The 23,674-nt window shown below is 68.9% G+C and carries 27 protein-coding genes and 1 pseudogene; 13 read left to right on the top strand and 15 right to left on the bottom strand.

Going from position 1 to position 23,674, the window contains the following annotated elements; all coding sequences use genetic code 11:
* Nucleotides 1–188: 188 nt before the first annotated feature.
* Entirely contained in the window at nucleotides 189–881 is a 693-nt protein-coding gene (locus AB0M63_RS14595; RefSeq protein WP_355908220.1) for a response regulator transcription factor, read from the top strand.
* 12 nt (nucleotides 882–893) lie between these two features.
* Here AB0M63_RS14595 and AB0M63_RS14590 read toward each other — a convergent pair whose 3' ends face one another.
* Nucleotides 894–1,568, bottom strand: coding sequence for a methyltransferase domain-containing protein (locus tag AB0M63_RS14590; RefSeq protein ID WP_366019604.1), 675 nt, complete (start codon nucleotides 1,566–1,568; stop codon nucleotides 894–896).
* An 84-nt stretch (nucleotides 1,569–1,652) separates the two neighbouring features.
* A complete protein-coding gene (locus AB0M63_RS14585) occupies nucleotides 1,653–2,165 on the bottom strand; it encodes a hypothetical protein (protein ID WP_366019603.1) in 513 nt (170 codons plus the stop codon).
* 897 nt (nucleotides 2,166–3,062) lie between these two features.
* Here AB0M63_RS14585 and AB0M63_RS14580 point away from each other — a divergent pair.
* On the top strand, nucleotides 3,063–4,430 hold the full coding sequence (locus AB0M63_RS14580) for a hypothetical protein (protein ID WP_366019932.1): 1,368 nt from the start codon (nucleotides 3,063–3,065) through the stop codon (nucleotides 4,428–4,430).
* 18 nt (nucleotides 4,431–4,448) lie between these two features.
* Here AB0M63_RS14580 and AB0M63_RS14575 read toward each other — a convergent pair whose 3' ends face one another.
* Both AB0M63_RS14575 and AB0M63_RS14570 read right to left on the bottom strand, forming a co-directional pair.
* Nucleotides 4,449–4,724, bottom strand: a complete 276-nt coding sequence (locus AB0M63_RS14575) for a DUF397 domain-containing protein (RefSeq protein ID WP_366019602.1) — start codon at nucleotides 4,722–4,724, stop codon at nucleotides 4,449–4,451.
* A 9-nt stretch (nucleotides 4,725–4,733) separates the two neighbouring features.
* Entirely contained in the window at nucleotides 4,734–5,585 is an 852-nt protein-coding gene (locus AB0M63_RS14570; RefSeq protein WP_366019601.1) for a helix-turn-helix transcriptional regulator, read from the bottom strand.
* A gap of 221 nt (nucleotides 5,586–5,806) precedes the next feature.
* Here AB0M63_RS14570 and AB0M63_RS14565 point away from each other — a divergent pair, with 221 nt between their 5' ends.
* Nucleotides 5,807–6,223 carry an ATP-binding protein gene (locus AB0M63_RS14565; protein ID WP_366019600.1) on the top strand — a complete coding sequence of 139 codons (417 nt, stop codon included), beginning with the start codon at nucleotides 5,807–5,809 and terminating at the stop codon, nucleotides 6,221–6,223.
* Here the strand turns inward: AB0M63_RS14565 and AB0M63_RS14560 are convergent.
* On the bottom strand, nucleotides 6,220–6,951 hold the full coding sequence (locus tag AB0M63_RS14560; RefSeq protein WP_366019599.1) for a TetR/AcrR family transcriptional regulator: 732 nt from the start codon (nucleotides 6,949–6,951) through the stop codon (nucleotides 6,220–6,222). The two genes, AB0M63_RS14565 and AB0M63_RS14560, sit on opposite strands and share 4 nt — an antisense overlap.
* Before the next feature lie 89 nt (nucleotides 6,952–7,040).
* Here AB0M63_RS14560 and AB0M63_RS14555 point away from each other — a divergent pair, with 89 nt between their 5' ends.
* Nucleotides 7,041–7,901 carry an SDR family oxidoreductase gene (locus tag AB0M63_RS14555; protein ID WP_366019598.1) on the top strand — a complete coding sequence of 287 codons (861 nt, stop codon included), beginning with the start codon at nucleotides 7,041–7,043 and terminating at the stop codon, nucleotides 7,899–7,901.
* 59 nt (nucleotides 7,902–7,960) lie between these two features.
* Nucleotides 7,961–8,185 (top strand): annotated as a pseudogene (locus AB0M63_RS14550) (hypothetical protein); the annotation flags it as partial.
* 27 nt (nucleotides 8,186–8,212) lie between these two features.
* Here AB0M63_RS14550 and AB0M63_RS14545 read toward each other — a convergent pair.
* The gene (locus AB0M63_RS14545; protein ID WP_366019597.1) at nucleotides 8,213–8,944 is read right to left on the bottom strand and encodes a DUF6082 family protein; all 732 of its coding nucleotides are present in this window, start codon (nucleotides 8,942–8,944) and stop codon (nucleotides 8,213–8,215) included.
* Between the two features lie 172 nt (nucleotides 8,945–9,116).
* The gene (locus AB0M63_RS14540) at nucleotides 9,117–10,082 is read right to left on the bottom strand and encodes a LysR family transcriptional regulator (protein WP_366019595.1); all 966 of its coding nucleotides are present in this window, start codon (nucleotides 10,080–10,082) and stop codon (nucleotides 9,117–9,119) included.
* 118 nt (nucleotides 10,083–10,200) lie between these two features.
* Here AB0M63_RS14540 and AB0M63_RS14535 point away from each other — a divergent pair, with 118 nt between their 5' ends.
* Nucleotides 10,201–10,605, top strand: coding sequence for a DUF4437 domain-containing protein (locus tag AB0M63_RS14535; RefSeq protein ID WP_366019594.1), 405 nt, complete (start codon nucleotides 10,201–10,203; stop codon nucleotides 10,603–10,605).
* A gap of 26 nt (nucleotides 10,606–10,631) precedes the next feature.
* Here AB0M63_RS14535 and AB0M63_RS14530 read toward each other — a convergent pair whose 3' ends face one another.
* Complete coding sequence (locus AB0M63_RS14530) at nucleotides 10,632–10,979, bottom strand: hypothetical protein (protein ID WP_355908247.1); 348 nt, start codon at nucleotides 10,977–10,979, stop codon at nucleotides 10,632–10,634.
* A 21-nt stretch (nucleotides 10,980–11,000) separates the two neighbouring features.
* The gene (locus tag AB0M63_RS14525) at nucleotides 11,001–12,689 is read right to left on the bottom strand and encodes a sodium:solute symporter family protein (RefSeq protein ID WP_355908250.1); all 1,689 of its coding nucleotides are present in this window, start codon (nucleotides 12,687–12,689) and stop codon (nucleotides 11,001–11,003) included.
* A gap of 140 nt (nucleotides 12,690–12,829) precedes the next feature.
* Between AB0M63_RS14525 and galT the strand changes: the two genes are divergently transcribed.
* From galT to galK, 3 genes are read left to right on the top strand one after another with little or no spacing between them, the layout of a single operon-like run.
* A complete protein-coding gene (gene galT, locus AB0M63_RS14520) occupies nucleotides 12,830–13,888 on the top strand; it encodes a galactose-1-phosphate uridylyltransferase (protein ID WP_355908253.1) in 1,059 nt (352 codons plus the stop codon).
* Entirely contained in the window at nucleotides 13,888–14,853 is a 966-nt protein-coding gene (gene galE / locus AB0M63_RS14515; protein WP_355908257.1) for a UDP-glucose 4-epimerase GalE, read from the top strand. The genes galT and galE overlap by 1 nt, the downstream gene beginning before the upstream one ends.
* 9 nt (nucleotides 14,854–14,862) lie before the next feature.
* On the top strand, nucleotides 14,863–16,005 hold the full coding sequence (galK, locus tag AB0M63_RS14510) for a galactokinase (protein ID WP_366019593.1): 1,143 nt from the start codon (nucleotides 14,863–14,865) through the stop codon (nucleotides 16,003–16,005).
* A gap of 83 nt (nucleotides 16,006–16,088) precedes the next feature.
* Here galK and AB0M63_RS14505 read toward each other — a convergent pair whose 3' ends face one another.
* From AB0M63_RS14505 to AB0M63_RS14495, 3 genes are all read right to left on the bottom strand, one after another.
* Nucleotides 16,089–17,342, bottom strand: a complete 1,254-nt coding sequence (locus tag AB0M63_RS14505) for an MFS transporter (protein WP_366019592.1) — start codon at nucleotides 17,340–17,342, stop codon at nucleotides 16,089–16,091.
* Nucleotides 17,343–17,415: 73 nt separating this feature from the next.
* The gene (locus AB0M63_RS14500) at nucleotides 17,416–18,324 is read right to left on the bottom strand and encodes a sulfotransferase (protein ID WP_366019591.1); all 909 of its coding nucleotides are present in this window, start codon (nucleotides 18,322–18,324) and stop codon (nucleotides 17,416–17,418) included.
* Between the two features lie 72 nt (nucleotides 18,325–18,396).
* Complete coding sequence (locus tag AB0M63_RS14495) at nucleotides 18,397–18,852, bottom strand: GNAT family N-acetyltransferase (protein ID WP_366019590.1); 456 nt, start codon at nucleotides 18,850–18,852, stop codon at nucleotides 18,397–18,399.
* A gap of 261 nt (nucleotides 18,853–19,113) precedes the next feature.
* On the opposite strand from AB0M63_RS14495, the gene AB0M63_RS14490 reads away from it, so the two are divergent.
* On the top strand, nucleotides 19,114–19,881 hold the full coding sequence (locus AB0M63_RS14490; protein ID WP_043684893.1) for a response regulator transcription factor: 768 nt from the start codon (nucleotides 19,114–19,116) through the stop codon (nucleotides 19,879–19,881).
* Here the strand turns inward: AB0M63_RS14490 and tamR are convergent.
* Entirely contained in the window at nucleotides 19,840–20,337 is a 498-nt protein-coding gene (tamR, locus tag AB0M63_RS14485; protein WP_019066624.1) for a MarR family transcriptional regulator TamR, read from the bottom strand. The two genes, AB0M63_RS14490 and tamR, sit on opposite strands and share 42 nt — an antisense overlap.
* 104 nt (nucleotides 20,338–20,441) lie before the next feature.
* Here tamR and AB0M63_RS14480 point away from each other — a divergent pair, with 104 nt between their 5' ends.
* The 3 genes from AB0M63_RS14480 to AB0M63_RS14470 all read left to right on the top strand — a co-directional run bounded on the left by AB0M63_RS14480 (nucleotide 20,442) and on the right by AB0M63_RS14470 (nucleotide 21,883).
* Entirely contained in the window at nucleotides 20,442–21,257 is an 816-nt protein-coding gene (locus AB0M63_RS14480; RefSeq protein WP_366019589.1) for a trans-aconitate 2-methyltransferase, read from the top strand.
* A gap of 5 nt (nucleotides 21,258–21,262) precedes the next feature.
* Complete coding sequence (locus AB0M63_RS14475) at nucleotides 21,263–21,625, top strand: VOC family protein (RefSeq protein WP_366019588.1); 363 nt, start codon at nucleotides 21,263–21,265, stop codon at nucleotides 21,623–21,625.
* Between the two features lie 84 nt (nucleotides 21,626–21,709).
* Entirely contained in the window at nucleotides 21,710–21,883 is a 174-nt protein-coding gene (locus AB0M63_RS14470) for a CsbD family protein (RefSeq protein WP_355908280.1), read from the top strand.
* 78 nt (nucleotides 21,884–21,961) lie between these two features.
* Here the strand turns inward: AB0M63_RS14470 and AB0M63_RS14465 are convergent, their stop codons facing one another.
* Nucleotides 21,962–22,639: a TetR/AcrR family transcriptional regulator gene (locus AB0M63_RS14465; protein WP_266771507.1), complete on the bottom strand. Its 678-nt coding sequence runs from the start codon at nucleotides 22,637–22,639 to the stop codon at nucleotides 21,962–21,964.
* Nucleotides 22,636–23,652 carry a fatty acid desaturase gene (locus AB0M63_RS14460; RefSeq protein ID WP_355908284.1) on the bottom strand — a complete coding sequence of 339 codons (1,017 nt, stop codon included), beginning with the start codon at nucleotides 23,650–23,652 and terminating at the stop codon, nucleotides 22,636–22,638. The genes AB0M63_RS14465 and AB0M63_RS14460 overlap by 4 nt, the downstream gene beginning before the upstream one ends.
* Nucleotides 23,653–23,674 lie beyond the last annotated feature (22 nt).

Below are 23,674 nucleotides of genomic sequence, written 5' to 3'. Positions count from 1 at the left end.
CCTCGAAAGCGAGGAATGCGAAAAAGTCCGTCGATCCGGGGCACTTCTCACCGGTAGGGGCAGCGCAACGTCGAACAAGCGTGTAGCTTCCGGGGGCATGAAGGACGGGGGTGCTGGGGGCCCTCTGTTCTCGGGGACCGGTGGGCACCCATAGTGGGCATCCATTGGGGGGACTGGGGGGTTGCTCGATGGGAGTGCGGCTGATGGTGGTCGACGACCACCGCCTGCTGGCCGAGGCCTTGGCCTCGGCGCTGAAGCTGCGGGGACACCGCGTGCTCGCGGCGGCGGCGCCGGCCGCGGGCGCGGCGGAGCTGGTGATCACCCGCGCACCGGAGGTGTGCCTGCTGGGCACGGCGACACCGGCCGAACCGGGCATCTTCGACCCGGTGGTGAAGATCAAGCGCGAGCGCCCGCAGGTGGCGGTCCTGGTCCTGGGCCCGGTCCCCAGCCCCCGAGGCATCGCGGCCGCCTTCGCCGCGGGCGCCTCGGGCTACGTCCGCCACGACGAGCGCATCGAGGGCGTAGAGCGAGCGATCATGAAGGCGAGGTCGGGCGAGGCGGCGGTGGCACCGCAGTTGCTGCAAGGAGCCTTCAGCGAGCTGCTCAATCCGGCCGCCCAGCCCGACGACGAGGGCCAACGCCTGCTGCAGATGCTCACGCCGAGGGAGGTCGAGGTACTGGTCCGCGTAGCCGACGGCGAGGACACCCGGCTGATCGCGGCAGGTATGGGCATAGCCCCGTCCACGGCGCGCACCCATGTCCAGCGAGTGCTGATGAAGCTGGGGGTGGGGTCGAGGCTGGAGGCGGCGGCGCTGGCGGCGCGGACGGGGCTGCTGGATCGGGCGGGGCCGGTGAACAACTCGGCGGGGCTGGACGCGTAGCGGCGCGGGGCCCTACGAGGCTACGGCGCGCACGATCAGGGTTCCGATGTGACCGGGCTCGGGAGCTTCATGGACTCGGGATACGGCTTCTTCGAAGCCCGCTGAGAGGAGGTGCTCCCGCCACATCGCGGGTGTGTAGCTGTAGCGGTAGGTGTACGTAGCCGGTCCGGCGAAGCCACCCTTGTACATGCCCTGCGGGCCGTATGCCCCGGGGATGGCCGGTGGTTGGGAGAAGGCGAAGACGCCGCCGGGGTTGAGCCGTTGGCGGACTAGGGGGAAGAGCTTCGTGGGGTCGCTGAACCAGGCGGCACCGAAGATCGAGTACACGGCGTCGTAGCCGCGGGCGTCCCGCTCCAGAAAGTCGAGCACTTCCCCGCAGACGAACTCGGCCCCTAGCGACCCCCACCGCTCGGACGCCTTCGCCACCATCACGGGAGACATGTCGAGCCCACGGACCTTGACGCCCGCCTGAGCGAGGGAAGCGAGTGCGCGGCCGGTCCCGCATCCGATCTCCAGAGCGGACTCCGGTTCACCGAGGAGTTCTGGCCCTGGGCCGTGGTCCTTGTACTGGGTCCAGCGGAACGAGGGTCCTTCGGCGGCGAGGTTTTTCCATGCCGACTGTGCGTAGGTGTCCCATACGGCGCGCTCGTTGTCGAAGTTGTGCTCTGCGTTGTGCTGCGCGGTCAACTTGCTTTCCTTAAAGGTGAGTTGAGCGGGTGGGCGCCCCGCCCCTCGGGGGAGTGGCTTGAGGCGGGGCACCCTGTCGGTTGGTCAGTGGCTGTCGGGCACCTTGTCGTCGCACGGCCCGCACTCCGCCGCGTCGACCTCCCACAGCTCGGCGTCGATTTCGAAACCGTGCTGCGCGATGACGTCGGCCGTACGCATCACTGTGCCGTCCCGTCGGCGCTCGACGAGCGGAGCGTGATGCTTGTACTTCCCGCCGTTGTACAACGCGCAGAACGCGAAGTAGACGGGGGTGTCGAGGATGATCTGGTGAATCCCGATGTCGACCGTGTAGCCCGGTCCGATGTCCACTCCGGGGTTCTCCATGGCTGTGATCAGATACGCCACGGACTGACCCAGGATGCGCTCCGCGAGGCTGCGCACGGCGACGCTGTCACGGAGCAAGAGGCGAACCTCGCGCTCCCACAGGTCGATGCCCTGCGCTCCGGGGGCCTCGAAGATGTTGTACGTCTTCTCGGTGACGTACGGTGCTGCCGCGTTCAGCAGTGCCCGCGGGTCGCGGTGGGTCGTACCGCTCGGGGCTTCGAGTGTGACGGTCATACTGGACTTACCCCTTCCTTGTTGTGGGGGTGGAACCCGCCCCGGCAGGCGACCTGTCCAAGGGTTCTCGAACCTGTCGGGGCGGGGGCTCAGATGCCGCCGGTGACGGCAAGGGCGATGATCGACTTCACCACCTGATCGGCTCGGCACTGCCACCCGCGCATGACGGGCAAGGAACCTTGTTCAGGTAGGCGCAGCCGGCGCATCCTGCGAAGCCGCAACAGTGAGGGCACCAGACTCGGCGCCAACCCGCGCACGGGCCGCACAGGTCACCCATCTCGTTCAGGATGTAACGCAGGGGCGGGGTGCGTACCGGGGTGAGCGGGCTTAGCCTCAAGCGCCCCTGCGTGGATTGTCGTTGGGGATCCATAACGCCCGGAGCGGTCACGCTCGCGCTCCGGTCTCCGATGCGCCCACATGCGGGTGACGCGCGATCTCGTCGTTCGACCTCTTGACCTTCGCCGCATTCGTGACCCTCCGAGCCGCTTCGCGCTGCGCCACCAGGGCTCCGCACACGTCGCACCCCTCGACCGCGGCAGGTTCAAGTCCGGACACCAGCACGGCCGGGGCGGTAGAAGCGATTCCTGGCGCGCTCATGCTGCCAGCAACTTGCGGAGGGCCTGGTCAACGCGTTCGACCACAGCGCGACTTGGCGTCACCCAGGTTCTCGGCCACCAGGCCGGGGCGTGGTGCACGAAGCCGCGCCATTCGCCCATCTCGACCGTGACCACGACGGGGCCCGCATATCTCTCTCCCCGCTTCTGCTGTTCGGCTTGCATGGGTTCACCTCTCGCTGACCTGTCGCTCTAAGCAACCAAGGGAACGCGCTCAGCGGTACCGTTAAGGAGGTCCAAGAACTTGAACGACTTGAATATCGGACTTCGCGGGAGTGGTGACCTGCCGAACCGAGAGCCGAACGAGGGTCTTGCCCAGCTTCTCGACGAAGCCAGGTGGACGTACAAGCAACTGGCCTTGAACGTCAACCGTGTTGGCGCCGAGCGTGGTCTACTGCTCAGCTACGACGAGTCGGCAGTGAAGCACTGGCTGAACGGAGCGATGCCCCGCAAGCCCGTCCGGCCGGCCGTCGTCGAAGCTCTCGCACGACGCATCGGCCGCCCGATCACCCACGAGGAAGCGGGACTTGGGGCTTCGCCGATCCTGTCCGGATCGGAGGTTGCGCCTGAACACGCGCTGATCTCTATTGAGGGTCTGGTCGATACCGGAAGGGCAGACATGGACCCATCGCGCCGAGCGGTTCTCACGACCGCGCTCTACTCGGCAACGCTCGCTGTACCGCGCTTCGACGATGCCGACGAGACACTGGACCGGCTGGAGCATCAGGCCGCAGGCCGAACCGTCCGGATCGGCCCCGGAGATGTGGCCGTGGTCCGCAGCATGACGGACAAGATCGCCGACATCCTCGACGAGTTGGGCGGAGCGCACGCCAGGCCGATGGCGGCCGCCTTTATCGTCAACTCGGTCTCCTCCTACCTCCGGGCAGACGGCTCCGAGACTGTCAAGAACGACATGCGAGCCGCCGCATCCGATCTCGTGTACCTGACCGGCTGGATGGCCATGTACGAGAAGGCCCATGGGCTGGGGCAGCGGTACTACCGCCAGGCCCTCGGACTCGCCAAAGCGGGCGGCGACGAAGTCACCTACTGCCGCACACTGCGAGGAATGGCCCTTCAGGCCGCCAACCTGAAGCACGCGAACAAGGCACTCGAACTCGCCGACTCGGCAGCGGGAGCCGCCCCGCAGTCCGGCCCGAGGCTTCAGGCCTTCCTACGCGGGCAGCAAGCACACGGAGCCGCCCTGGTGGGCGACCGGCGACAGGCCCACACGAGGCTTCGGGAAACCGAAGCCGCCCTCTCCCAAGCGGACAACCGCCGTGATGCCATTGGTGGTTACGACCGGGCCGCCTACGAGTTCCACGTGTCGAGCGTGCTGTACGCCCTCGGTGACGTCCCCGGATCGATCGAGGCGATGAAGGCTTCCAACCGTGCGCGGCCCCCCATGGAGAAGCAGGGCAATGCTCACGCGAACGGCCTCCTGGCGCAACGTCAGCTTGAAATCGGTCACCTCGAAGCGGCGTGCGCCACCTGGCACGTGTTCCTCGACGACTACGAACAGCTCTCCTCCGCCCGCGCCGACGAGCACTTCGGCACCATGCGGCGGAGCATCGCCCGATACCGGACCAACCCGAAGGTTCGGGAGCTGAACGAGCGAGCGCGGGAGCTTGCTCGCCAGAAGGCAGCCGCCTGAACGGTGTTCCGCTCGGCGTTACCTCTCGACGGGGTCGGTGGCCAGCTTTCCTGAGCGTATGCCTTGGAGGAGGGCGGCGAGGGCTGCGGGGGTGGTGGTGAGGGTGGTGGTGGGGGTTTCGCTTTCGCGGAGGTGGAGGGTGGTGGGGGGAGTGGTGGCTAGTTCGATGCAGTTGTTGCTGTCGGCGCCCCCAGAGAAGGACGACTTCTGCCAGGTGGAGGCGAGTTCGACGCAGTCGTTGCCCTCACCCCCGCCGGAGAAGGACGACTTCTGCCAGTTGGCGGGGGTGGTCATGGCGGTTCCTCACAGTTCCTTGGCCAGCCTGTGGATGAGGTCGCGTGACCGCTCGGGGGTGAGCGACGCTTCCTTCAGCCTACGGAAGAGCTTTCGAAAATGCTCCAGTTGGGCCTCGGAGTCGATGAAGGCTGTGCCGTGTGGGGCGTCGCGCACCACGGTGTCGAGGCGGGGTACGGCTCCACCCAGGTACACCATCGCGCCTCCGGCGCCGGCGAAGTCGTCCAGGCCGAAGGGGATCACCCGCACGGTGATGTGATGGCCCTCGGACATGTCGAGGATGCGGTTCAACTGAGTCCGGAAGGCGACGCGTCCGGCCACTCCGATACGTAGCGCCGCTTCGTGGATCACGGTCTCGTACGGGATGGGGTCCGGACCCTCGATGATGACCTTCCGCTTCATCCTGTGACTCACCCGGCGCGTCACCTCGCTCTCCGGGAACTCCGGGTTCATGTAGGTGAAGAGGGCGCGGGCGTATTCCTCGGTCTGGAACAACCCCGGCACGTGGATGACCGCCACGTCATGACGGAACGTCGCGTTGTGATCCAACTCGGCGAGGTCCAGGTACGCAGCGGGAAGAACCCCGCGGTACTCCTCCCACCAGCCCCGGGTCCGATCGGTGGCCATTGCTACCAGGGCGTCGATCAACTCGCCGTCCGAACAGGCGTAGTTGGCGGCCAGGCGCCGTGCGCGTTCTTCGCTCACGCCCGCGACCCCGGACTCGATCTGGCTCATCTGGGTGGAGTTCACCCCGAGCAGGGTCGCCGCTTCGGTGGCCTTCAGCCCAGCCGCGTCCCGCAGCCTGCGCAGCTCGGCGCCCAGGCGCATCTGGCGTGCCGTGGGGTGTCGCCGTGTTGCCATGTGCAGCTCCGTCGTCCAACTCGCCGTCCGGGGTGCCCCGTTCGGGTGCGAGATTACGGGAACGACTTGCGCGGTCGCAACTTTCAGACCTACCGTCAGTGATGCGACGCACACCCTGCGAAACCCGGGCCCCCGGAAGCGCACCGCCCCGTCCTGCCATGACGGCTGCGGCACTGCCACCGCAAAAGCCCAACTCCCTACCCCCAGAACGGAGTTCACGCATGCCCGAAACGGAAACCACACCCTGGGAATACATGCTGTACGTCCCCCAGGACCTCCGCGCCGTCACGGTCTGTCGCCGTACCCTCCGGCTGATCCTGACGATGCACGGCCTCATCGGTGTGGTAGACACCGCTGAACTCCTGGCCACCGAGCTGGTCTCCAACGCGTTGCGCCACACCAAGGGACCCACCGCCCTCCGCGTCCAGTGGACCGACGGAGTCCTCCGGCTCGGTGCCTGGGACGCGAACCCCGAACCCCCGGACCCGCCAAGGCAGTTGGAGCACATCGCCGAGGATCTAGAGGAGGGCCGGGGCCTCGCGCTTGTCAAAGCCTGCGCCGACCTCTGGGGCTGGCAGCCCCTGGCCAGGAACGGCCACCGGGGCAAGTACGTGTGGTGTGACCTCGGCGCGGCCTAGCCGTGCCTGGCGGCGCCACCGTCAGCCGCCAACCGCGTGAGCCACTCGCGCAGCAGGCGCTGCTCGGCCTCGCTCAGGACATCGGCGTCGTCGGGGAGGGCGGCGCGCAGCGCGCGGGCCGCGGCGGCGGGGCCGGGCTCCGCGGCGGGGATCGCCGGCTCCGCGTGAGTGACGGCCGCGACCATGGACTCGCGCAGGACGGTCAACAACGCCGGATCGCGGCGGTCTGCGGGGGTGGAGTGCCAGGTCGTGACCGCGCCCTGGCCGGTTGCCTGGATGATCTGGGCGGCAAGCTCCTCGTCGACCCGCAACCACCCCCCGGCCGCCAGCCGACGCACCCGTCCATGGAGGATCTCCAAGCCCGCGCGGTGTGCCGCGTCCGAGCCCCGGCCGGTGGCCCGGTTCATCACCGCGAACAACTCGGGGCGGCAGACCCCGAACTCGACCACCATGTCCCAGCCGCGGCGCAGCTCCTGCACCGGGTCCTGGGGGGAGGGGTCGAGCTGCGCGCGCTTTCGCTCCAGGAACTGCGCGTAGCCGTGCTCGGCGACGGCTTCGAGGAGCCCCTCCTTGTCGCCGAAGAGGCGGTAGATCGCCGGCGGCTGCATTCCGGCCGCGGCGGCGACCGCCCGGGTGCTCACCGCGTCAGGGCCGCCGTTCTCCAGCAGCTCGACGGCCGCCTCGACGATGCGTTGCCGAGGACTGTCGGTTGAGTCTCGCAGAGCCATGAATCGATGATATCGGGGATCTGTTTCCATCGGAAATTCCAGTGATAACGTTGAAGTGATTCCAGTGGAAACAGTGTCGGGAGAACCCAATGATCATCGTTACCGGAGCCACCGGGAAGCTCGGCCGTCGTACCGTCGAGTGCCTCCTGAGGCGCGTCCCCGCCGACCGCGTCGGCGTCAGCGTCCGCGACCCCCGCAAGGCCCAGGGCCTCGCCGACCGCGGCGTCCGCGTCCGGCAGGGCAGCTTCGACGATCCCGCCTCCCTCGTGCACGCTTTCGAGGGCGCCGAGCAACTGCTCCTCGTCTCCCTCGACCGCACGGGCCAGGAGTGCGTCAGCGGCCACCGCGCCGCCATTGACGCCGCCGTGAAGGCCGGCGTCCGCCGCATCCTCTACACCAGCCAGATGGGCGCCGCCCACGACTCCCGCTTCCAGGCATGCCGCGACCACGCCGAGACCGAGGACCTGCTGCGCGCCACCGGCCTGCCCTGGACCGCCCTGCGCAACGGCTTCTACGCCGCCAGCGCTGTGCAGTTCCTGGAGGCCGCCCGCCACACGGGCGACATCGCCCTCCCCGCCGACGGCCCCGTCGCCTGGACCGGCCATGACGACCTCGCCGAGGCCACCGCGTTGATCCTCGCCGAGGAGGCCCGCTTCGAGGGGCCCACCCCGCCGCTCACCGGCCCGGCCGCGCTCGACTTCGACACCGTCGCCGAGATCGCGTCCCAGGTCACCGGACGGTCCTTCACCCGCACCGTCGTTCCCGACGACGCCTTCCGCGAACAGGTCCTGGCGCACGGCGTCCCCACCCCGATCGCCGACCTGATGCTGAGCATCTTCGCGGCAGCACGGATAGGTGAGTTCGCCAGCGTCGACTCGACGCTGGCCGAGCTGATCGGGCGGAAGCCGGCCACCTTCCGCACCCAACTGGAGCGCGCCTGGGCCGAATAGGTCCAGTCACCCGACGCTACGAACGATCACATCCCGGCGCCGCGTCAACAACCCCGCGGGACGCGAACCTCGAACCCCCGGACCCGCCATGGCAGTTGGAGCACCTCGCCGTGAACCTGGAGAAGGGCCGGGGGCTCGCCTTCGTCAAGGCCCGCGCCGACTGCTGGGGTTGGCAGCCCATGACCAGAAACGGCCACCGGGGCAAGTGCGTGTGGTGTGACCTCGGTGCGGCCCGCTCAACGCGGAGAACGGAGCTGTCCGTAGTCACGCCAGTCGCAGCGTGATCGTCCAAGCCGTGACCGGGACGGCCCTCAGCGGCGACTGCGCAGAAATGATCCGAGCGCCAGGCCGGTCCCCAGGCCAACCAGGGCGCCGGCCAAGGTCCGCCATGCGGGGGCCGATCCCGCGGCGGGCGCGCCAGGCGGACCGGGTGTGACGGTCGAGCGCGTCGGGGGTCCGGCAGCAACCGCTCGGGCGTGTTCCTCACCTACGAGGGCCAGGAAACGGCGACCGGCACGGCTCCCGGCCGAACTGGCGATCCACGAGGTCTGGGCCCTGCTCCAGTAGTGCCGTCCGGACTCCCCGGCGAACATCCCGGTCAGCATGTCCCGCAGAAGCGGCTCGGGAATGGTCCCGATCTCGAAGCCCATCCACGCATAGTTCATCAGGAGATCGGCATACACATGCCGCTTCCGCTCATGGGGATCGACGATGTCCGTGGCACCCCAGACGGGCTGGTAGAGCTCCATGTCGTCAAGTTCCAGGCGAACCAGCTCAAGGTAGAAGCTGCGAATCCCCTGAACCTGCTCTGCCCTGGCCTGCCGGTTCTGAACGAACAGCGAAGCGGCGACGCCGGCCAACGCGAGGGCAGAGACGATCGCCGACGTGAAGCCGTACGCCGCGCCGACCTGACTCAGCCTGTTCCAGTCCACGCTCTTGGAGCCGGAGATCTCCTCAAGGGCGAAAGGCGACAAGAACAGCACCGCCAGCACCGCCGCCGCAGCGGCGACCAGGCCCAGAACTCTGCCCACCCGGCGGGCCACGGACGCCGCACTCGACGACCAATGACGAACTATCAGGCGAATCACCCCCAGGCGAGCCTGCCCCAGTGACTAGGCCGAGCCAGGGGCAGCCTACGTGCAGTTGCCGAGGTGGCCATTGCCCGCCCGCACGAGCTCACCGTCGCCGACCGGGCGAGTGACAACTGCCGGGCTTTCATCTGGGAACATCTTGTTCCGGCTGGTGGGGATGGCCTGTTCGACCCTGTCGGACTTGGAGTCGCGCTGCCGCCGATTTCTCCATGATCTCGGCGAGGTTCCGGATGCCCGGGTCGGAGTAGCGGGGCGCGCGGGCCGCGAGGAAGATGTGGCGTTCGATCGGGGTGGTGGGCCTGAGGAGTGTCACTCCTTCCGGGATGGTCTCGACGGCCAGGTCGGGGATCAGGGCGACGCCGAGACCCGCGGCGACGAGTTCGAGCTGAACGGAGAAGTCCATCGACTGCGCGACGATGCGGGGGCGGAACCCGGCCAGCCCGCAGGCGCGTTCGACCATGTCGAAGCAGGTGTAGCCCTCGGTCGGGACGATCCACGGGCAGTCGGCGTAGTCCTCCAGGCGAGTGGAGGGGCCTGCGTCGGTCGGCTGTCCGAGGGTTCCGGTGGCCAGCCGGACGGGCTCGGTGCCGATCGCGCGGGTCGCGAGGTCGCGCGTGATGTCCCGGGGCACGTTCGAGTACGAGTGGATCACGGCGAGGTCGGTGGTGCCGCGGGAGAGGGCGTCGAGAGCCGCTTCGGGCTCGGACGTTGTCAGATGGACCTCAAGCGCCGGGTCGTCGCCGTGGACGATGCTGCGGCAGGCGTCGGCGACGAAGGTCCGGGCGGCGGAGGGGAAAGCCGTCACGGCGTAGTGCCCGATGGTTCCGGCGCGCAGCGCGGCCACTTCGAGCTCGGCGAGGGAGACGCGGTCGAGAATGTCGTGCCCGTGTGCGGCGAGGACGCGGCCGGCTGGGGTGAGGACCACGCGGCGCCCTTGGCGCTGCGTGATCTGGATGCCGAGTTCCTTCTCGAACGCGGCGAGCTGCATGGAGACGCCGGGAGCGGTCAGGTGGAGTTCGCCGGCCACGGCGGCGATCGTGCCGAGCCGCTGAAGTTCGGCGAGCATCCGAAGCTTTCGAACGTCGATCACGAGGTGCCTCTTCAGTAAATAGCGCTTAGCTATTGAATAAGAACAACTAAGTTGTGCTTATTTCTCCAGAGTGGCACCGTAAGGCCGTGACGGTCAACTTGATGAAGGGGTGAGGCAAATGGAGAAAGCCGAGCAAGAGATCACCGTGCCGACCGCCGACCTCAAGTGGGAGGATATGCATCCCGGCTCACCCGTTCAGTTCTCGGTCTTGTGGGGCGACGCCGAAAAGGGTCCGTTCGGCATGCTGCTGAAGCAGCCGGGCGGCGGGTTCGAGGCGGGCACGCACACTCACGCGACGGACTACCACGCGGTGTTGGTGCAGGGGACGTGGATCCACACAGTCGAAGGCGACGACAGCGCCCCGAAGGAACTGACACCGGGGTCGTATGTTTTTCAGCCGGCCTGGCAGTTCCACAACGAAAAGTTCCTTGGGCCTGAAGACTGCATTATCTACATCCATCAACTCGGCAAGTCCGACTTCATTGAAAAGCCGAGTCACGATTCAGGCCCGCGTGGGGCCTGAGCGAACTCGGGCCCCACGCAAGGCGGTTACTCCCCCGTCGGCGTCTCCTCCGGCTCGGTGGTCGGGAGCGGCGGCGTGGGCCGCAGCTTCACCCACCCCAGGAAGAAGACCCCCAGGATCAGCATCGCGATCCCGGTCCACAGGTTGATGTTCACGCCCTCGGACTTGTCGAGCGAGGAGTCCGACGGGTTGATGCCGGCGATCGTGACGATGACGCCGTAGACGACGAAGAGCCCGCCGATGATCAGGCGGAGGTCGAACAGGCGGGACGCCGTCGTGGACTTGCCCTCCAGTTCGCTGACCTCGCGCTGGACGTCGCGCCCTGAGTGTCCGGAGTGGTCGGGGTGTCCGGGGTGTCCGGGGTTTTCAGGCATGGTTTCTCAATCCTCCCGCGGCTAGAACGAGAACGGGATGTAGCAGACGGCGGCGAGGACCACCGAGCCCCAGCCGAGCAGGGCCGGACGCCGGTACCACGCGTCGTCGCCCTCGGCGGGGGCCTCGGTCATGCCGGGGGAGGTGGTGCCGTAGACCAGGCCCTGGAGGTCCTCGGTCGGCTTGGGCCGGGTGAACAGGGAGACGGCGAACATGACGACCGCGCCGGCGACGAAGCCGGCGATCGCGGAGACGAAGTTGGCGCCCTGGTCGGAGGGGATGTCGATGATGCCCTGCTTGTAGATCCAGAAGTAGTTCACCATCGCGGTGACCGTGCCCGCGAGCAGGCCCCAGAAGCCGGACTTCGGGGTGGCCCTCTTCCAGAACATGCCGACGATGAAGACGACGAACATCGGGACGTTGAAGAAGGAGAACAACGTCTGGAGGTAGCTCATGATGTTCGAGAAGGACGAGGCCAGGAAGGCCGTGCCGACCGACGCCGCCACGCCGATGACCGTGATCAGGCGGCCGAAGCGGACGTAGTAGTCGTCCTCGCGGTCCGTGACGACGTACTTCGCCCAGATGTCGTTGGTGAACACCGTGTTGAAGGACGAGACGTTGGCCGCCATGCCCGCCATGAATGCGGCCAATAGGCCTGTTACCGCGATGCCCAGGACGCCGTTGGGCAGCAGCTCCTGCATCAGGTAGGGGATCGCGTCGTTGTATTGGAGGTCCGAGCCGCTGGTGCCGATCTTCGGGACCAGGGCGGCGGCCACCAGGCCCGGGATCATCACCAGGAAGACGATGAAGACCTTCGGGTACGCGGCGATCAGCGGGGTGCGCTGGGCGGCCGAGAGGTTCTTCGCGGAGAGGGCGCGCTGCACCTCGGCGAAGTTCGTCGTCCAGTAGCCGAAGGACAGGACGAAGCCGAGGCCCAGGACGATGGTCAGCCAGTTGGCGCCGAGCGGGTTGACGCTGCCGATGCCGGTGCCGCCCCACGCGGTGGTGAAGTTGTGGCCGTGGGTCGCGTCCAGCTTGTGGGTCAGGCCGTCCCAGCCGCCGACCTTCTTCAGGCCGAGGTAGGAGATGGGGATGAGGGCCGCGAGGATCACGAAGAACTGGAGCACTTCGTTGTAGATGGCGGAGGAGAGGCCGCCGAGCGTGATGTAGGCGAGCACGAAGGCGCCGGCGACCACGATCGCCACCCACTGCGGCCAGCCCAGCAGCGCCTCGACGACGATCGCGAGGGCGTAGAGGTTCACACCGGCGATCAGGATCGCGGCGAAGGCGAACAGGATCGAACTCAGCAGGTGTGCCCACTTGTCGAAGCGCAGCAGCAGGAACTCGGGGACCGAGCGCACCTTCGAGCCGTAGTAGAAGGGCATCATCACCAGGCCGAGGAAGACCATGGCCGGGATGGCGCCGATCCAGTACCAGTGCACGGTGTAGGCGCCGTACTGCGCGCTGTTGGCGGCCATGCCCAGGATCTCGGTGGCGGCCAGGTTGGCCGAGATGAAGGCGAGGCCGGTGATCCAGGCGGGCAGTGAGCGCCCGGAGAGGAAGAAGTCGAGGCTGGTCTTCACCGATCTGCGGGCGGCGAAGCCGATGCCCAGGACGACGGCGAAGTAGATCGCCAGGATCGTGTAGTCGAGCCCGTTGGTGGGGAGCCGGAGCTCGGCGGCGAGGTAGGTGGGGGTCTGCAGAGTCTGCATCAAGCGCTCACCTTGTTCGGATGTTCTCTGTTTGATGTTGTTTTTTGTTCGTTCTTGATGGTGACGACTGGGGGGAATTGTGGTTTGATGTGTTTGGTTCTGTGTGAAGCGAGGATGTACGTACGGATGGAGAGCCCGGCGTGAAGAAGACCTCGACCCGGTTGGCCGACGGTCGTGAGCTCATCTACTACGACCTGCGGGACGACGCCGTGCGCGACGCGGTGGACCGTCGCCCGCTGGAGCGCACGGTCACCACTTCGGAGGTACGGCGGGACGTGCTGCTCGGCGACTCGGTGGCGATCGCCTCGCACCGCCAGGGCCGCATCTACCACCCGCCGGTGGACCAGTGCCCGCTCTGCCCGACCACCGGCGACCGGCTGAGCGAGATCCCGGACTCGTCGTACGACGTCGTCGTGTTCGAGAACCGTTTCCCCTCGCTGGCCGGCGACTCCGGACGCTGTGAGGTGGTCTGCTTCACCTCCGACCACGACGCGTCCTTCGCCGCGCTGACCGAGGAGCAGGCGGCCCTCGTCCTCGACGCGTGGACCGACCGCACGTCGGAACTGTCGCATCTACCCTCCGTCGAGCAGGTCTTCTGTTTCGAGAACCGCGGCGAAGAGATCGGTGTGACCCTCGGTCATCCCCACGGCCAGATCTACGCCTACCCGTTCACCACCCCGCGCACCGCCCTGATGTTGCGTTCTCTCGCAACTCATAAGGAGGCGACCGGCGGTGAGAACCTCTTCGACTCGGTCCTTGAGCGTGAACTCGCCGGCGAGCGGGTCGTCCTTGAGGGTGAACACTGGGTCGCCTTCGTGCCGTACTCGGCGCACTGGCCCTACGAGGTCCACCTGTACCCGAAGCGCCGCGTGCCCGATCTGCTCGGTCTGGACGAGGCGGCCCGCACAGAGTTCCCCAAGGTCTATCTGGAACTCTTGAGGCGCTTCGACCGGATCTTCGGTGAGGGTGAGCCTCCGACTCCGTACATCTCCGCCTGGCACCAGGCGCCGTTCGGCACGCTGGAGGAGTTCGAGGGTGTGAGCCGCGACGACTTCGCGCTCCACCTTGAGCTTTTCACCATCCGCCGCACTTCCGGCAAGCTGAAGTTCCTCGCGGGTTCCGAGTCCGGCATGAGTGTGTTCATCAACGACGTGCCGCCGGAGCGCGCGGCCGAGCGACTGCGAGAGGTAGCGAGTTGATGAGCGGTAAGTACCTGGTGACGGGCGGGGCGGGTTACGTCGGCAGCGTGGTCGCCCAGCATCTGCTGGAGGCGGGCCACGAGGTCGTCGTACTCGACAACCTCTCCACCGGTTTCCGCGAGGGCGTCCCGGCGGGCGCCACCTTCATCGAGGGCGACATCCGCGACGCTGCCAAGTGGCTCGACTCCTCGTACGACGCCGTGCTCCACTTCGCCGCGTTCTCGCAGGTCGGCGAGTCGGTCGTGAAGCCCGAGAAGTACTGGGAGAACAACGTCGGCGGCTCGATGGCCCTGCTCGCCGCGATGCGCGAGGCCGGCGTCCGCAAGCTCGTCTTCTCCTCCACGGCGGCCACGTACGGCGAGCCGGAGGAGGTCCCGATCGTCGAGACCGCGCGCACCTCCCCGACCAACCCCTACGGCGCCTCCAAGCTGTCCGTCGACTTCATGATCACGAGTGAGGCGCAGGCCCACGGCCTCGGCGCGGTCTCGCTCCGTTACTTCAACGTCGCGGGCGCGTACGGCAGTTGCGGCGAGCGGCACGACCCCGAGTCGCACCTCATCCCGCTCGTCCTCCAGGTCGCGCAGGGCAGGCGGGACGCGATCTCCGTCTACGGCGACGACTACCCGACGCCGGACGGCACCTGCGTCCGTGACTACATCCACGTCGCGGACCTGGCCGACGCGCACCTGCTGGCGCTGAAGGCGGCCACCCCGGGCGAGCACCTGATCTGCAACCTCGGCAACGGAGAGGGCTTCTCCGTCCGCCAGGTGATCGAGACGGTCCGCCAGGTCACCGGGCACCCGATCCCCGAGGTCGTCGCCCCGCGCCGCGGCGGCGACCCGGCGAGCCTGGTCGCCTCCGCGGACCTGGCCAAGGAGCGCCTCGGCTGGAACCCGTCCCGCGCGGATCTCGCGGGCATCGTCGCGGACGCGTGGGCGTTCGCGCAGAACGTATCGAAGGGCTAGGGATCGCACGTGGGTGTACGCGAGGGCTTCGAGGAGCTGTACGGGACGGCTCCCGAGGGTGTCTGGGCCGCGCCGGGCCGGGTCAACCTGATCGGCGAGTACACCGACTTCAACGAGGGCTTCGTGATGCCGCTCGCGCTGCCGCACACGGCGGTGGCGGCGGTGTCCCGCCGGGACGACGGAATCCTCCGGATCCACTCGGCGGACATCGAGGGCCCGGTCGTGGAACTGCACGTGGCGGACCTCGCCCCGCGCACCAACACGAGCTGGGCCGCGTACCCGGCGGGCGTGGTGTGGGTACTGCGCGAGGCGGGCCACGAGGTGACAGGCGCGGACATCCACCTCTCCTCCACCGTCCCGACGGGCGCGGGCCTGTCGTCCTCGGCGGCGCTTGAGGTGGTCACGGCCTTCGCCCTGAACGACCTCTTCGAACTGGGCCTCACGGCACCGGAGTTGGCGAGGCTCTCGCAGCGCGCGGAGAACGACTTCGTCGGCGTCCCCTGCGGCATCATGGACCAGACGGCCTCGGCCTGCGCCGAGGAGGGCCACGCCCTCCACCTGGACTGCCGAGACCTGTCGATCCGTCAGATCCCGTTCGACCTGGCGTCGGAGGGCCTGTCGCTCCTTGTCGTCGACAGTCGCGTGAAGCACGCCCTCGGCGACGGCGAGTACGCGGAACGCCGGGAAGGCTGCGAGGAGGGCGCGCGCCAACTGGGCGTCCCGTTCCTGCGGGACGTGGCCTACGAGGAACTTGCCTCCTCCCTGTCCCGCCTCTCGGACGAACGCCTCCAGCGCTACGTCCGCCACGTCGTCTCCGACGACCACCGCGTCGACCAGGTCATCGCCCTGCTGGACGCGGGCGAGGTCCGCGCGATCGGCCCGATCCTGACCGAGGGTCACATCTCCCTCCGCGACGATCTGCGCATCTCCTGCCCGGAGTTGGACCTCGTGGTCGACACCGCGGTCGGCGCGGGCGCGCTCGGCGCGCGTATGACGGGCGGCGGCTTCGGCGGCTCGGCGGTCGTGTTGGTGGAGGCGGCGGACACGGACACGGTCACGAAGGCGATCGAGGAGGCCTTCGCGGCAGCGGGTTACACCGCGCCCCGGGTGTTTCCGGGGGTGCCTTCGGCGGGGGCGCGGCGGGTGGTCTGAACGGTCGGTCATGGTGCTACGACGCCTCGGGGTGACCGGGGCGTCCCGCGTGCCGGCCGGCAGATCGTCATGCGGCCAGGACCTCAGGAAGCCAAGACCGCCTCGCCCTCCCCTCCGCCGCGCAGGTTCCGTACCCCCGGTGCCAGCAACGCCGCCCCCGTAGCCACCACCACCAGCCCCGCGCACCCCGCGAGGGTCCGCCCCAGGCCCACGGTCGAAGCCAGCGGGCCCGCGATCAGCAGGCCCAGTGGGGCGAAGGTCAGGGAGCCGAACCAGTCGTAGGAGCTGACTCGGGAGAGGGACTCCTCCGGGATCTCCCGGTGGACCGTGGTGGACCACAGGACGCCGAAGACGTCGCTGGAGACTCCGGCCGTGAACATCGCGGTGGCGATCAGCCAGACGGGGGCCCGTACGGCGAGGAGGGCGATCGGTGCCGCCGTTGGGAACGTGGCGAGGACCGCCACCAGGATCGGGCGGCGGACCCGGACCCGGGAGGCCAGGCCCGCGCCGGCGATCGTGCCCAGGGCCTGTGCGCCGACGATGAGTGACCAGGCGCGGGCGCCGCCGAGGTAGCGGTCGGCGGTCAGGGGGCCCAGGACTCCGGCGTTCGCGTTGAGCGCCGCCACCACGACCGACCACTGCGCCACGACGACCCACAGCCACTGGCGGGACGCGAACTCCCGCCAGCCTTCCCGGAGATCGGCCCAGCCGGAGGACTTCTTCGGCGGACGTGCCGCGACCGGGAGGCGGGCGGTCAGGGCCGCGCTGACGACGAAGGACGCGGCGTTCACGGCCAGCGCCCAGCCGGCGCCGAGCAGTGCCACCGTCACACCGGAGAGCGCCAGACCCAGCAGACTCGCGCTGTTCGTGCTCACCCGCAGCAGGCCGTTGGCCCGTTGGATGCGGTTCGCGGGGACGACCAGTGGCACCATGCCGTCCATCGCCGGTCCGAACAGGGCCGTCGCGGTACCGGCCAACGCTGCCAGCAGGCACATCAGGGGCAGCGGCGCGTGTCCGCTCAGCACCATCACGGCCAGACCCGTGTACGCCCCGGCCCCCAGCAGATCCGCCAGCGCCATCAGCCGGGCGCGTGACATCCGGTCCGCGATGACCCCGCCCACCAGGACCAGCGCCAACTGCGGCAACGCCTGGCAGGCCAGCACGAGCGACAGCCGGCCCGGACCGGCGCCGGGCAGCGCCAACACCGCGAAGGCGAGGGCCACTCGGGCGAAGCCGTTGCCGAGTACGGACACGGTACGGGCGGAGGCGAGCAGCACGAACGGCCGCTCACGCCACAGCGATGACTTTCCGGCGCCCTGCGCTGAAGTGATGGTCACGGCCATGGACTGTAGAGGGCGCACGTCAACGCCCGTCGGCAACCGGCCACTTCATTGACTCAGCGATGAGGGCTCAGAGGTAACCCCACGCTCGGCACATCGGTCGCAGCACCTCCGAGATCTCCTCCAGCTCCGGTGCCGGCCGGTCCGGCTGGACGCGGCCCGAGCGGATCTTTTCGTTCCAGTCGCCGAAGCCGCCGCCCAGGACGGCGCCCTCCAGGCTGCTGCCGTAGTCCAGCATTCCGGGTTCGTAGGGCAGGCCCAAGTAGTCGCAGATGCCGCCGAGTTCGGTGGCCGGATCGGCGGTGAGGTCCTCGTAGCGCAGGATGTGGCCGCCGACCTCGGCATGGGCCTCCTCCATGGACTCCATGTACTTGAGGACCCGCTCCGCCGCCTCCTCGCGGGTGCGGTCCGGTACGGCCTCGTGCCAGGAGCGGGCCACCGCGCCCGGGTGTCTGCGCAGGAACACGAACCGGGCGTCGGGCCAGGTCTCGGCGATGCGCTGCCACTGGAAGGCGTTGCCGGGGGTCTTCTCCACGATGAACTGCTTGCCGGACTTGACCAGTTCACGGTGCAGGGCGCGGTCCCAGAGCAGGCCCTCCAGTTCCTCGTGGCCCAGGCCCAGGGTGCGCAGCGAGCGTTCCGTGGGGGTGCCCGACTTGAAGTAGACCTCGATACCGGTCAGATGGAGTTCATGCGCGGCGTGCAGCCGGGAGTGCGCCCCCAGCATCATGCGCAGCAGCGTCGACCCGGAACGCACCGAGGTCAGGATGAACACCGGTCGGTCCAGCAGCCGGTCGACGGCCGGGTCCACCGTCGTCGGCTCGGGTACGGCGTCGGGGCGCGCGGGGCGCGAACCGCGCGGGGAGGGCACGGCCCCGAGGGAGCCCACCGTCGTGGCCGAGGGCGGCGTCGGCACCCGGCGTATCTGGTAGCCGGTCGTCTCGGCGAGCTTGGAGTTCAGCTTCCGCAGCATGCTCATGGCGGGCACGGTAAGGGGGGAGTATGAGACTGGGCTGAGCGTATTTTTCACCCCTCCGATGTCGCTGTTCGTTCACCCCAGGTTCTTGGTCAGGGTGTATTCGGTGAGCCCCGGCGGATAGTCCGCGATCACGCACACCACGTCGTAGCCCTGCTTCTGGTAGAACTCCGGCGCCTGGAAGTCCCAGGTCTCCAGCCGGACCGCCGCACAGGCGCGTTCCTCGCGTGCGACGCGCTCGGCGGTGGCCAGCAGTCGGCTCCCGAGGCCCGCCCCCCGATGGCGGCCGTCCACCCAGAGATATGTCACGTGGAGCCAGTCCGCCCAGGTGTGGCAGACGGCTCCGCCCGCGAGGTCGCCGGCGGTGTCCAACGCCCAGACGTGAAGCGGAACTTCACGTTCGCGAGGGGTTCCGCGCAGCGCGCGAAGGACCGGCGACGCGGCCGTGTTGGTTTCGAGCAGCCGGGAGCGGAGCAGATCGCGTCGCTCTTTGTCGACTTCCGTCTCAATACGAAACATGCGGCTCACCATAAACGGGCCGGACAGTCAGTTCTGCAAATTAGCTTCCGCTGCCGCGCCCCGGCCGTACGCTGTGAACAGCACCGGTGGGGGCCGGTGCTGATCAGGGGGCGAGACAAGTCGGGTACGACGCCCGATGTGGGGGTAGCAGTGTCAGCACGGCGGCGGCCGTGCGGCGCAGGCCGCTCCCGGGCGTCGTACCCGCAATCATCGCTTCGTCTCCCGACGATGAGGTATCCCCTGCTCCACCAGGAGCCTGGGGAAGGGGGTTTCGTGGTTCGCATCCGAGTCCTGGTCGTCGACGACCATCGCATCTTCGCCGAGTCGCTCGCCGCGGCACTGGCGGCCGAGCCCGATGTCGACGTGTCCGCGGCCGGCAGTGGTCCCGCCGCGCTGCGCTGCATGGAGCGCGCGTCCGCCGAGGGCCGCAGATTCGACGTCCTGCTCGTGGACGCCGACCTGGGCGGCAATGTGCCGGGCGTCCGGCCCGCCGTGCCGGTGCAGGCGGGCAATGAGGACGGGCTGGTGGACGGGATCTCCCTGGTCGCCGGGGTCCGTTCCGCCCAGCCGAGCGTACGGATGGTCGTACTCGCCGAGAAGGACGATCCGCGCCGGGCCGCGCTGGCCCTCCAGGCCGGTGCGTCCGGCTGGGTCGCCAAGGACTGCTCGCTGTCCAGGCTTTTAACCGTCATCCGAGGGGTGCTGCGCGACGAGACGCACCTGCCACCCGCCCTGTTGACCGGAGTCCTGCGTGAGCTGACGGCCGCCCGCAAGCACCGCACCGAGAGCGAGCGCCTGGTGGAGTCCCTCACGCCGAGGGAGCGCGAAGTACTGCGCTGCATGGTGGCCGGTCTGGGGCGGAAGGCGGTCGCCGAGCGGCTGTTCCTCTCCCCGCACACCGTCCGGACGCATATGCAGAACGTCCTCGGCAAGCTGGGCGTCCACTCCACCCTCGCGGCGGTCGCGCTGGCCCGCCGCGCGGGGGTCGGCCCCGTCGACCTAGCCGGGGATGTTGTCGAACGGGGCGGTCAACTGGCGTAGCAGTCCCGCCAGTTCGCCCCGCTGGGCGCGGGAGAGCTCCGCGAGGATCGCGCGCTCCTGGGCCAGCAGGCCGGCCAGGGCCTGGTCCGCGCGGTCCTGGCCCTCCTCGGTGAGCCGGACCAGCACGCCCCGGCGGTCGCTGGGGTCGGGGAGCCGCTCGACCAGACCCTTCTTCGCCAGCCGGTCGATACGGTTCGTCATCGTGCCGGAGGTGACCAGGGTCTGCGTCAGCAACTGGCCGGGGGAGAGCTGATAAGGGCTGCCCGCGCGCCTGAGCGCCGTCAGCACGTCGAACTCCCAGGGCTCCAGGCTGTGCTCGGCGAACGCCAGCCGGCGGGCCCGGTCCAGATGCCGGGCCAGCCTGCTCACCCGGCTGAGCACCTCAAGTGGCTCCACGTCGAGGTCCGGGCGCTCCCGGCGCCACGCTGCGACAAGCCGATCGACCTCGTCCTCCATGACGATCAGTGTAGTGGTTGTGTCGACATGAAGTCTCTTGATATCAACTAGCTCGATTCCAAGTCTCTTGACATCAAGAGAGTTGGGGCGGGAAGGTGTATGCCATGACTTCCGCCTCGCCCGTGTGGGACCCCGCCCAGTACCTCCGCCACGCCGACCACCGCGCCCGCCCGTTCGCCGACCTGCTGGCCCGGGTCCCCGCGCTGCCCGCGGAGCGCCCCCGCGTCGCCGACCTCGGCTGCGGCCCCGGCAACATGACCGCCGTCCTCGCCGACCGCTGGCCCACCGCGCACATCACCGGCTACGACAACTCACCCGAGATGCTCGCGAAGACCGAGCCCTACGCGGGCCCCACGGCCGGTGGCGGCCGGCTCGACTTCGCCGCCGCGGACGCCACGACCTGGACGCCGACCGAGACGTACGACCTGATCGTGTCGAACGCGGCGCTGCAGTGGGTGCCGGGACACCTGGAGCGGTTCGGCGACTGGCTGGGCGCGCTGGCCCCCGGTGGCACCTTCGCCTTCCAGGTGCCGGACAACATCGACGCGCCCCTGCACTCCCTGATGCGCGAACTCGCCGCCACCGCCCGCTGGAAGGGCCGGCTCGGTGAGGTACTGCGCCGCGAGGACTCGGTGCACGCGCCCGGCGTCTACCTCGACCGGCTGGCCCGACTGGGCTGCCACACCGACGTCTGGCAGACGACGTACCAGCACATCCTGCCCGGCGCCGACCCCGTCCTCGACTGGGTCAAGGGCACCGGCCTGCGCCCGGCCCTCACCGCCCTCGCGGACGATCCGGAGGCGCGGGGCGCCTTCGTCGCCGAGTACCGCGACCTGCTCCGCGAGGCGTATCCGACGGCGGAGTACGGCACGGTGCTCCCCTTCCGGCGGCTGTTCGCGGTGGCCCGCAAGGGGGCGTGAAGCCGATGCTGACCGCCGTGGACCATGTCCAACTCGCCGCCCCTCCGGGCTCGGAGGACGCGCTGCGGAGGTACTACGTCGACACCCTCGGCATGACCGAGATCCCCAAGCCGCCGGTGCTCGCGGCGCGGGGCGGGTGCTGGTTCGGGGCGGGGGCGGTCCAGCTCCACCTGGGTGTCGAGGCCGATTTCCGGCCGGCCAAGAAGGCGCACCCGGGGCTGCGGGTCACCGGCATCGAGGCGTACGCGGCCCGGCTGGAGGCCCGGGGAGCCGAAGTCACCTGGGACGACGACCTGCCAGGGCACAAGCGCTTCTACTCCGAGGACCCGGTCGGCAACCGCCTGGAGTTCCTCGAACCGGAAGCCTGACCGGTGTTTGTCCGCCGCGATCACGGCTACCCGCAGGGTGAAGCCGAGGTCCGATTCCGACCGTTCGACCGGGAGTGATGCGCGGTGGCGAAAGACCAGAAGGCCAAGGCCAAGAAGGAACAGGCCAAGGGCAAGGCCAAGGAGACGTTGGGCCGTGCCGTGGGCAACGAGAGCATGGCGGCCAAGGGCAGGGCGGAGAAGACCAAGGGTGACGCCCGCCAGGCCAAGGAGAAGGCGAAGGACGCCTTCAAGCGCTGACCGACGCCGGGGAGGAAACGGTGGCGGGCCCCTGCTGGAGAGCAGGGGCCCGCCACCGTCCGTTCTGTGACCGGGAGTTCAGCTTTTCCGGTGACCTATCAGGCGAGGCTTCGCCTCCAGCCCGTCCAGGCCGTGCCAGGCCAGGTTCACCAGATGCGCCGCCACCTCCGCCTTCTTCGGGCGGCGGACGTCCAGCCACCACTGGCCGGTCAGCGCGACCATGCCGACCAGGGCCTGGGCGTACAGCGGGGCGAGCTTCGCGTCGAAGCCGCGGCTCTTGAACTCGCGGCCCAGGATGTCCTCGACCTGTGTCGCGATGTCCGAGATCAGGGACGCGAAGGAGCCGGTCGACTGGGGGATGGGGGAATCGCGGACCAGGATGCGGAAGCCGTCCGTGTACTCCTCGATGTAGTCGAGGAGGGCGAAGGCCGCCTGTTCGCAGAGTTCGCGAGGATGTCCGGCCGTCAGCGAGCTGGTCACCATGTCCAGGAGGCGGCGCATCTCGCGGTCCACGACCACCGCGTACAGGCCCTCCTTGCCGCCGAAGTGCTCGTACACCACCGGCTTGGACACCCCGGCCTTCGCCGCGATCTCCTCCACCGACGTGGCCTCGAAGCCCTTCGTCGCGAAGAGCGTGCGACCGACCTCGAGCAGTTGGGCCCGGCGTTCGGCCCCCGTCATCCGGGTGCGGCGCGCGCGCCGGGGCTTCTCGTTGCTCGGGGTACTGCTGGGATCGGTCGCCACGGCGTCAATCATGCCGCCTCCGCCGACTCCTTCCGGGGCTCGGAGCCGTCCGTACCGGAGATACGGCGCGAATCGATACGCGAGCGTGACGGCCAGCGCACGTCATAGGCCCAGCCGAGCTGCTCGCACCAGCGGATGATCCGCGCCGAGGAGTCGAGCTGGCCGCGCATCACACCGTGCCGCGCGGAGGTCGGGTCGGCATGGTGCAGGTTGTGCCAGGACTCGCCGCAGGACAGGATCGCCAGCCACCACACGTTGCCCGAGCGGTCCCGCGACTTGAAGGGACGCTTGCCGACCGCGTGGCAGATCGAGTTGATCGACCACGTGACGTGGTGCAGCAACGCCACCCGGACGAGCGAACCCCAGAAGAAGCCGGTGAACGCGCCCCACCACGACATCGTCGCCAGCCCGCCGATCAGCGCCGGCAGCGCCAGCGACAGCATCGTCCAGAAGATGAACTGGCGGGAGATCGCCCGGATCGTACGGTCCTTGATCAGATCCGGCGCGTACTTCTCCTGCGGGGTGCGCTCCTCGTCGAACATCCAGGCGATGTGCGCCCACCACAGCCCCTTGATCAGCGCCGGCACCGTCTCGCCGTAGCGCCACGGCGAATGCGGGTCGCCTTCGGCGTCGGAGAACTTGTGGTGCTTGCGGTGGTCGGCCACCCAGCGCACCAGCGGCCCCTCGACCGCCATCGACCCGGCGATGGCGACGGCGATCCGCAGCGGCCGCTTCGCCTTGAAGGAGCCGTGAGTGAAGTACCGGTGGTAGCCGATCGTCACGCCGTGGCAGCCGAGGTAGTAGAAGAACACCAGCAGGCCGAGATCCAGCCAGCTCACCCCGCCCCAGCTCCAGGCCAGCGGCACCGCCGCGACCAGCGCCAGGAACGGGACGGTGATGAAGAGGAGGAGAGTGAGCTGTTCCAGCGACCCCTTCTTCTCGCCGCCGAGGGTGGCGGCGGGGAGCGGAGTGCCGTCGCCGTTCGCCCGCGGGGCGTCGTCGATCACTTCGGAGCTCGTGGTCATGGGCGTCCCCTGTGGGGTTCGG

It is taken from the genome of Streptomyces sp. NPDC051576 (genome assembly GCF_040681835.1).
Lineage (GTDB): Bacteria > Actinomycetota > Actinomycetes > Streptomycetales > Streptomycetaceae > Streptomyces.
This window is presented reverse-complemented; position numbering and strand designations above follow the sequence as displayed.

Bases quoted from the DNA above. Each gene is read 5' to 3' on its own strand.
- AB0M63_RS14560 (WP_366019599.1), bottom strand. From the start codon at position 6,951: ATGGCTCTGCGAGACTCAACCGACAGTCCTCGGCAACGCATCGTCGAG.
- AB0M63_RS14495 (WP_366019590.1), bottom strand. From the start codon at position 18,852: ATGGTGAGCCGCATGTTTCGTATTGAGACGGAAGTCGACAAAGAGCGA.
- AB0M63_RS14595 (WP_355908220.1), top strand. From the start codon at position 189: ATGGGAGTGCGGCTGATGGTGGTCGACGACCACCGCCTGCTGGCCGAG.
- AB0M63_RS14565 (WP_366019600.1), top strand. From the start codon at position 5,807: ATGCCCGAAACGGAAACCACACCCTGGGAATACATGCTGTACGTCCCC.
- AB0M63_RS14570 (WP_366019601.1), bottom strand. From the start codon at position 5,585: ATGGCAACACGGCGACACCCCACGGCACGCCAGATGCGCCTGGGCGCC.
- tamR (WP_019066624.1), bottom strand. From the start codon at position 20,337: ATGGAGGACGAGGTCGATCGGCTTGTCGCAGCGTGGCGCCGGGAGCGC.
- AB0M63_RS14525 (WP_355908250.1), bottom strand. From the start codon at position 12,689: ATGCAGACTCTGCAGACCCCCACCTACCTCGCCGCCGAGCTCCGGCTC.
- AB0M63_RS14585 (WP_366019603.1), bottom strand. From the start codon at position 2,165: ATGACCGTCACACTCGAAGCCCCGAGCGGTACGACCCACCGCGACCCG.
- AB0M63_RS14460 (WP_355908284.1), bottom strand. From the start codon at position 23,652: ATGACCACGAGCTCCGAAGTGATCGACGACGCCCCGCGGGCGAACGGC.
- AB0M63_RS14500 (WP_366019591.1), bottom strand. From the start codon at position 18,324: ATGAGCATGCTGCGGAAGCTGAACTCCAAGCTCGCCGAGACGACCGGC.
- AB0M63_RS14480 (WP_366019589.1), top strand. From the start codon at position 20,442: ATGACTTCCGCCTCGCCCGTGTGGGACCCCGCCCAGTACCTCCGCCAC.
- AB0M63_RS14465 (WP_266771507.1), bottom strand. From the start codon at position 22,639: ATGATTGACGCCGTGGCGACCGATCCCAGCAGTACCCCGAGCAACGAG.
- AB0M63_RS14575 (WP_366019602.1), bottom strand. From the start codon at position 4,724: ATGACCACCCCCGCCAACTGGCAGAAGTCGTCCTTCTCCGGCGGGGGT.
- AB0M63_RS14535 (WP_366019594.1), top strand. From the start codon at position 10,201: ATGGAGAAAGCCGAGCAAGAGATCACCGTGCCGACCGCCGACCTCAAG.
- AB0M63_RS14555 (WP_366019598.1), top strand. From the start codon at position 7,041: ATGATCATCGTTACCGGAGCCACCGGGAAGCTCGGCCGTCGTACCGTC.
- AB0M63_RS14530 (WP_355908247.1), bottom strand. From the start codon at position 10,979: ATGCCTGAAAACCCCGGACACCCCGGACACCCCGACCACTCCGGACAC.
- AB0M63_RS14475 (WP_366019588.1), top strand. From the start codon at position 21,263: ATGCTGACCGCCGTGGACCATGTCCAACTCGCCGCCCCTCCGGGCTCG.
- galE (WP_355908257.1), top strand. From the start codon at position 13,888: ATGAGCGGTAAGTACCTGGTGACGGGCGGGGCGGGTTACGTCGGCAGC.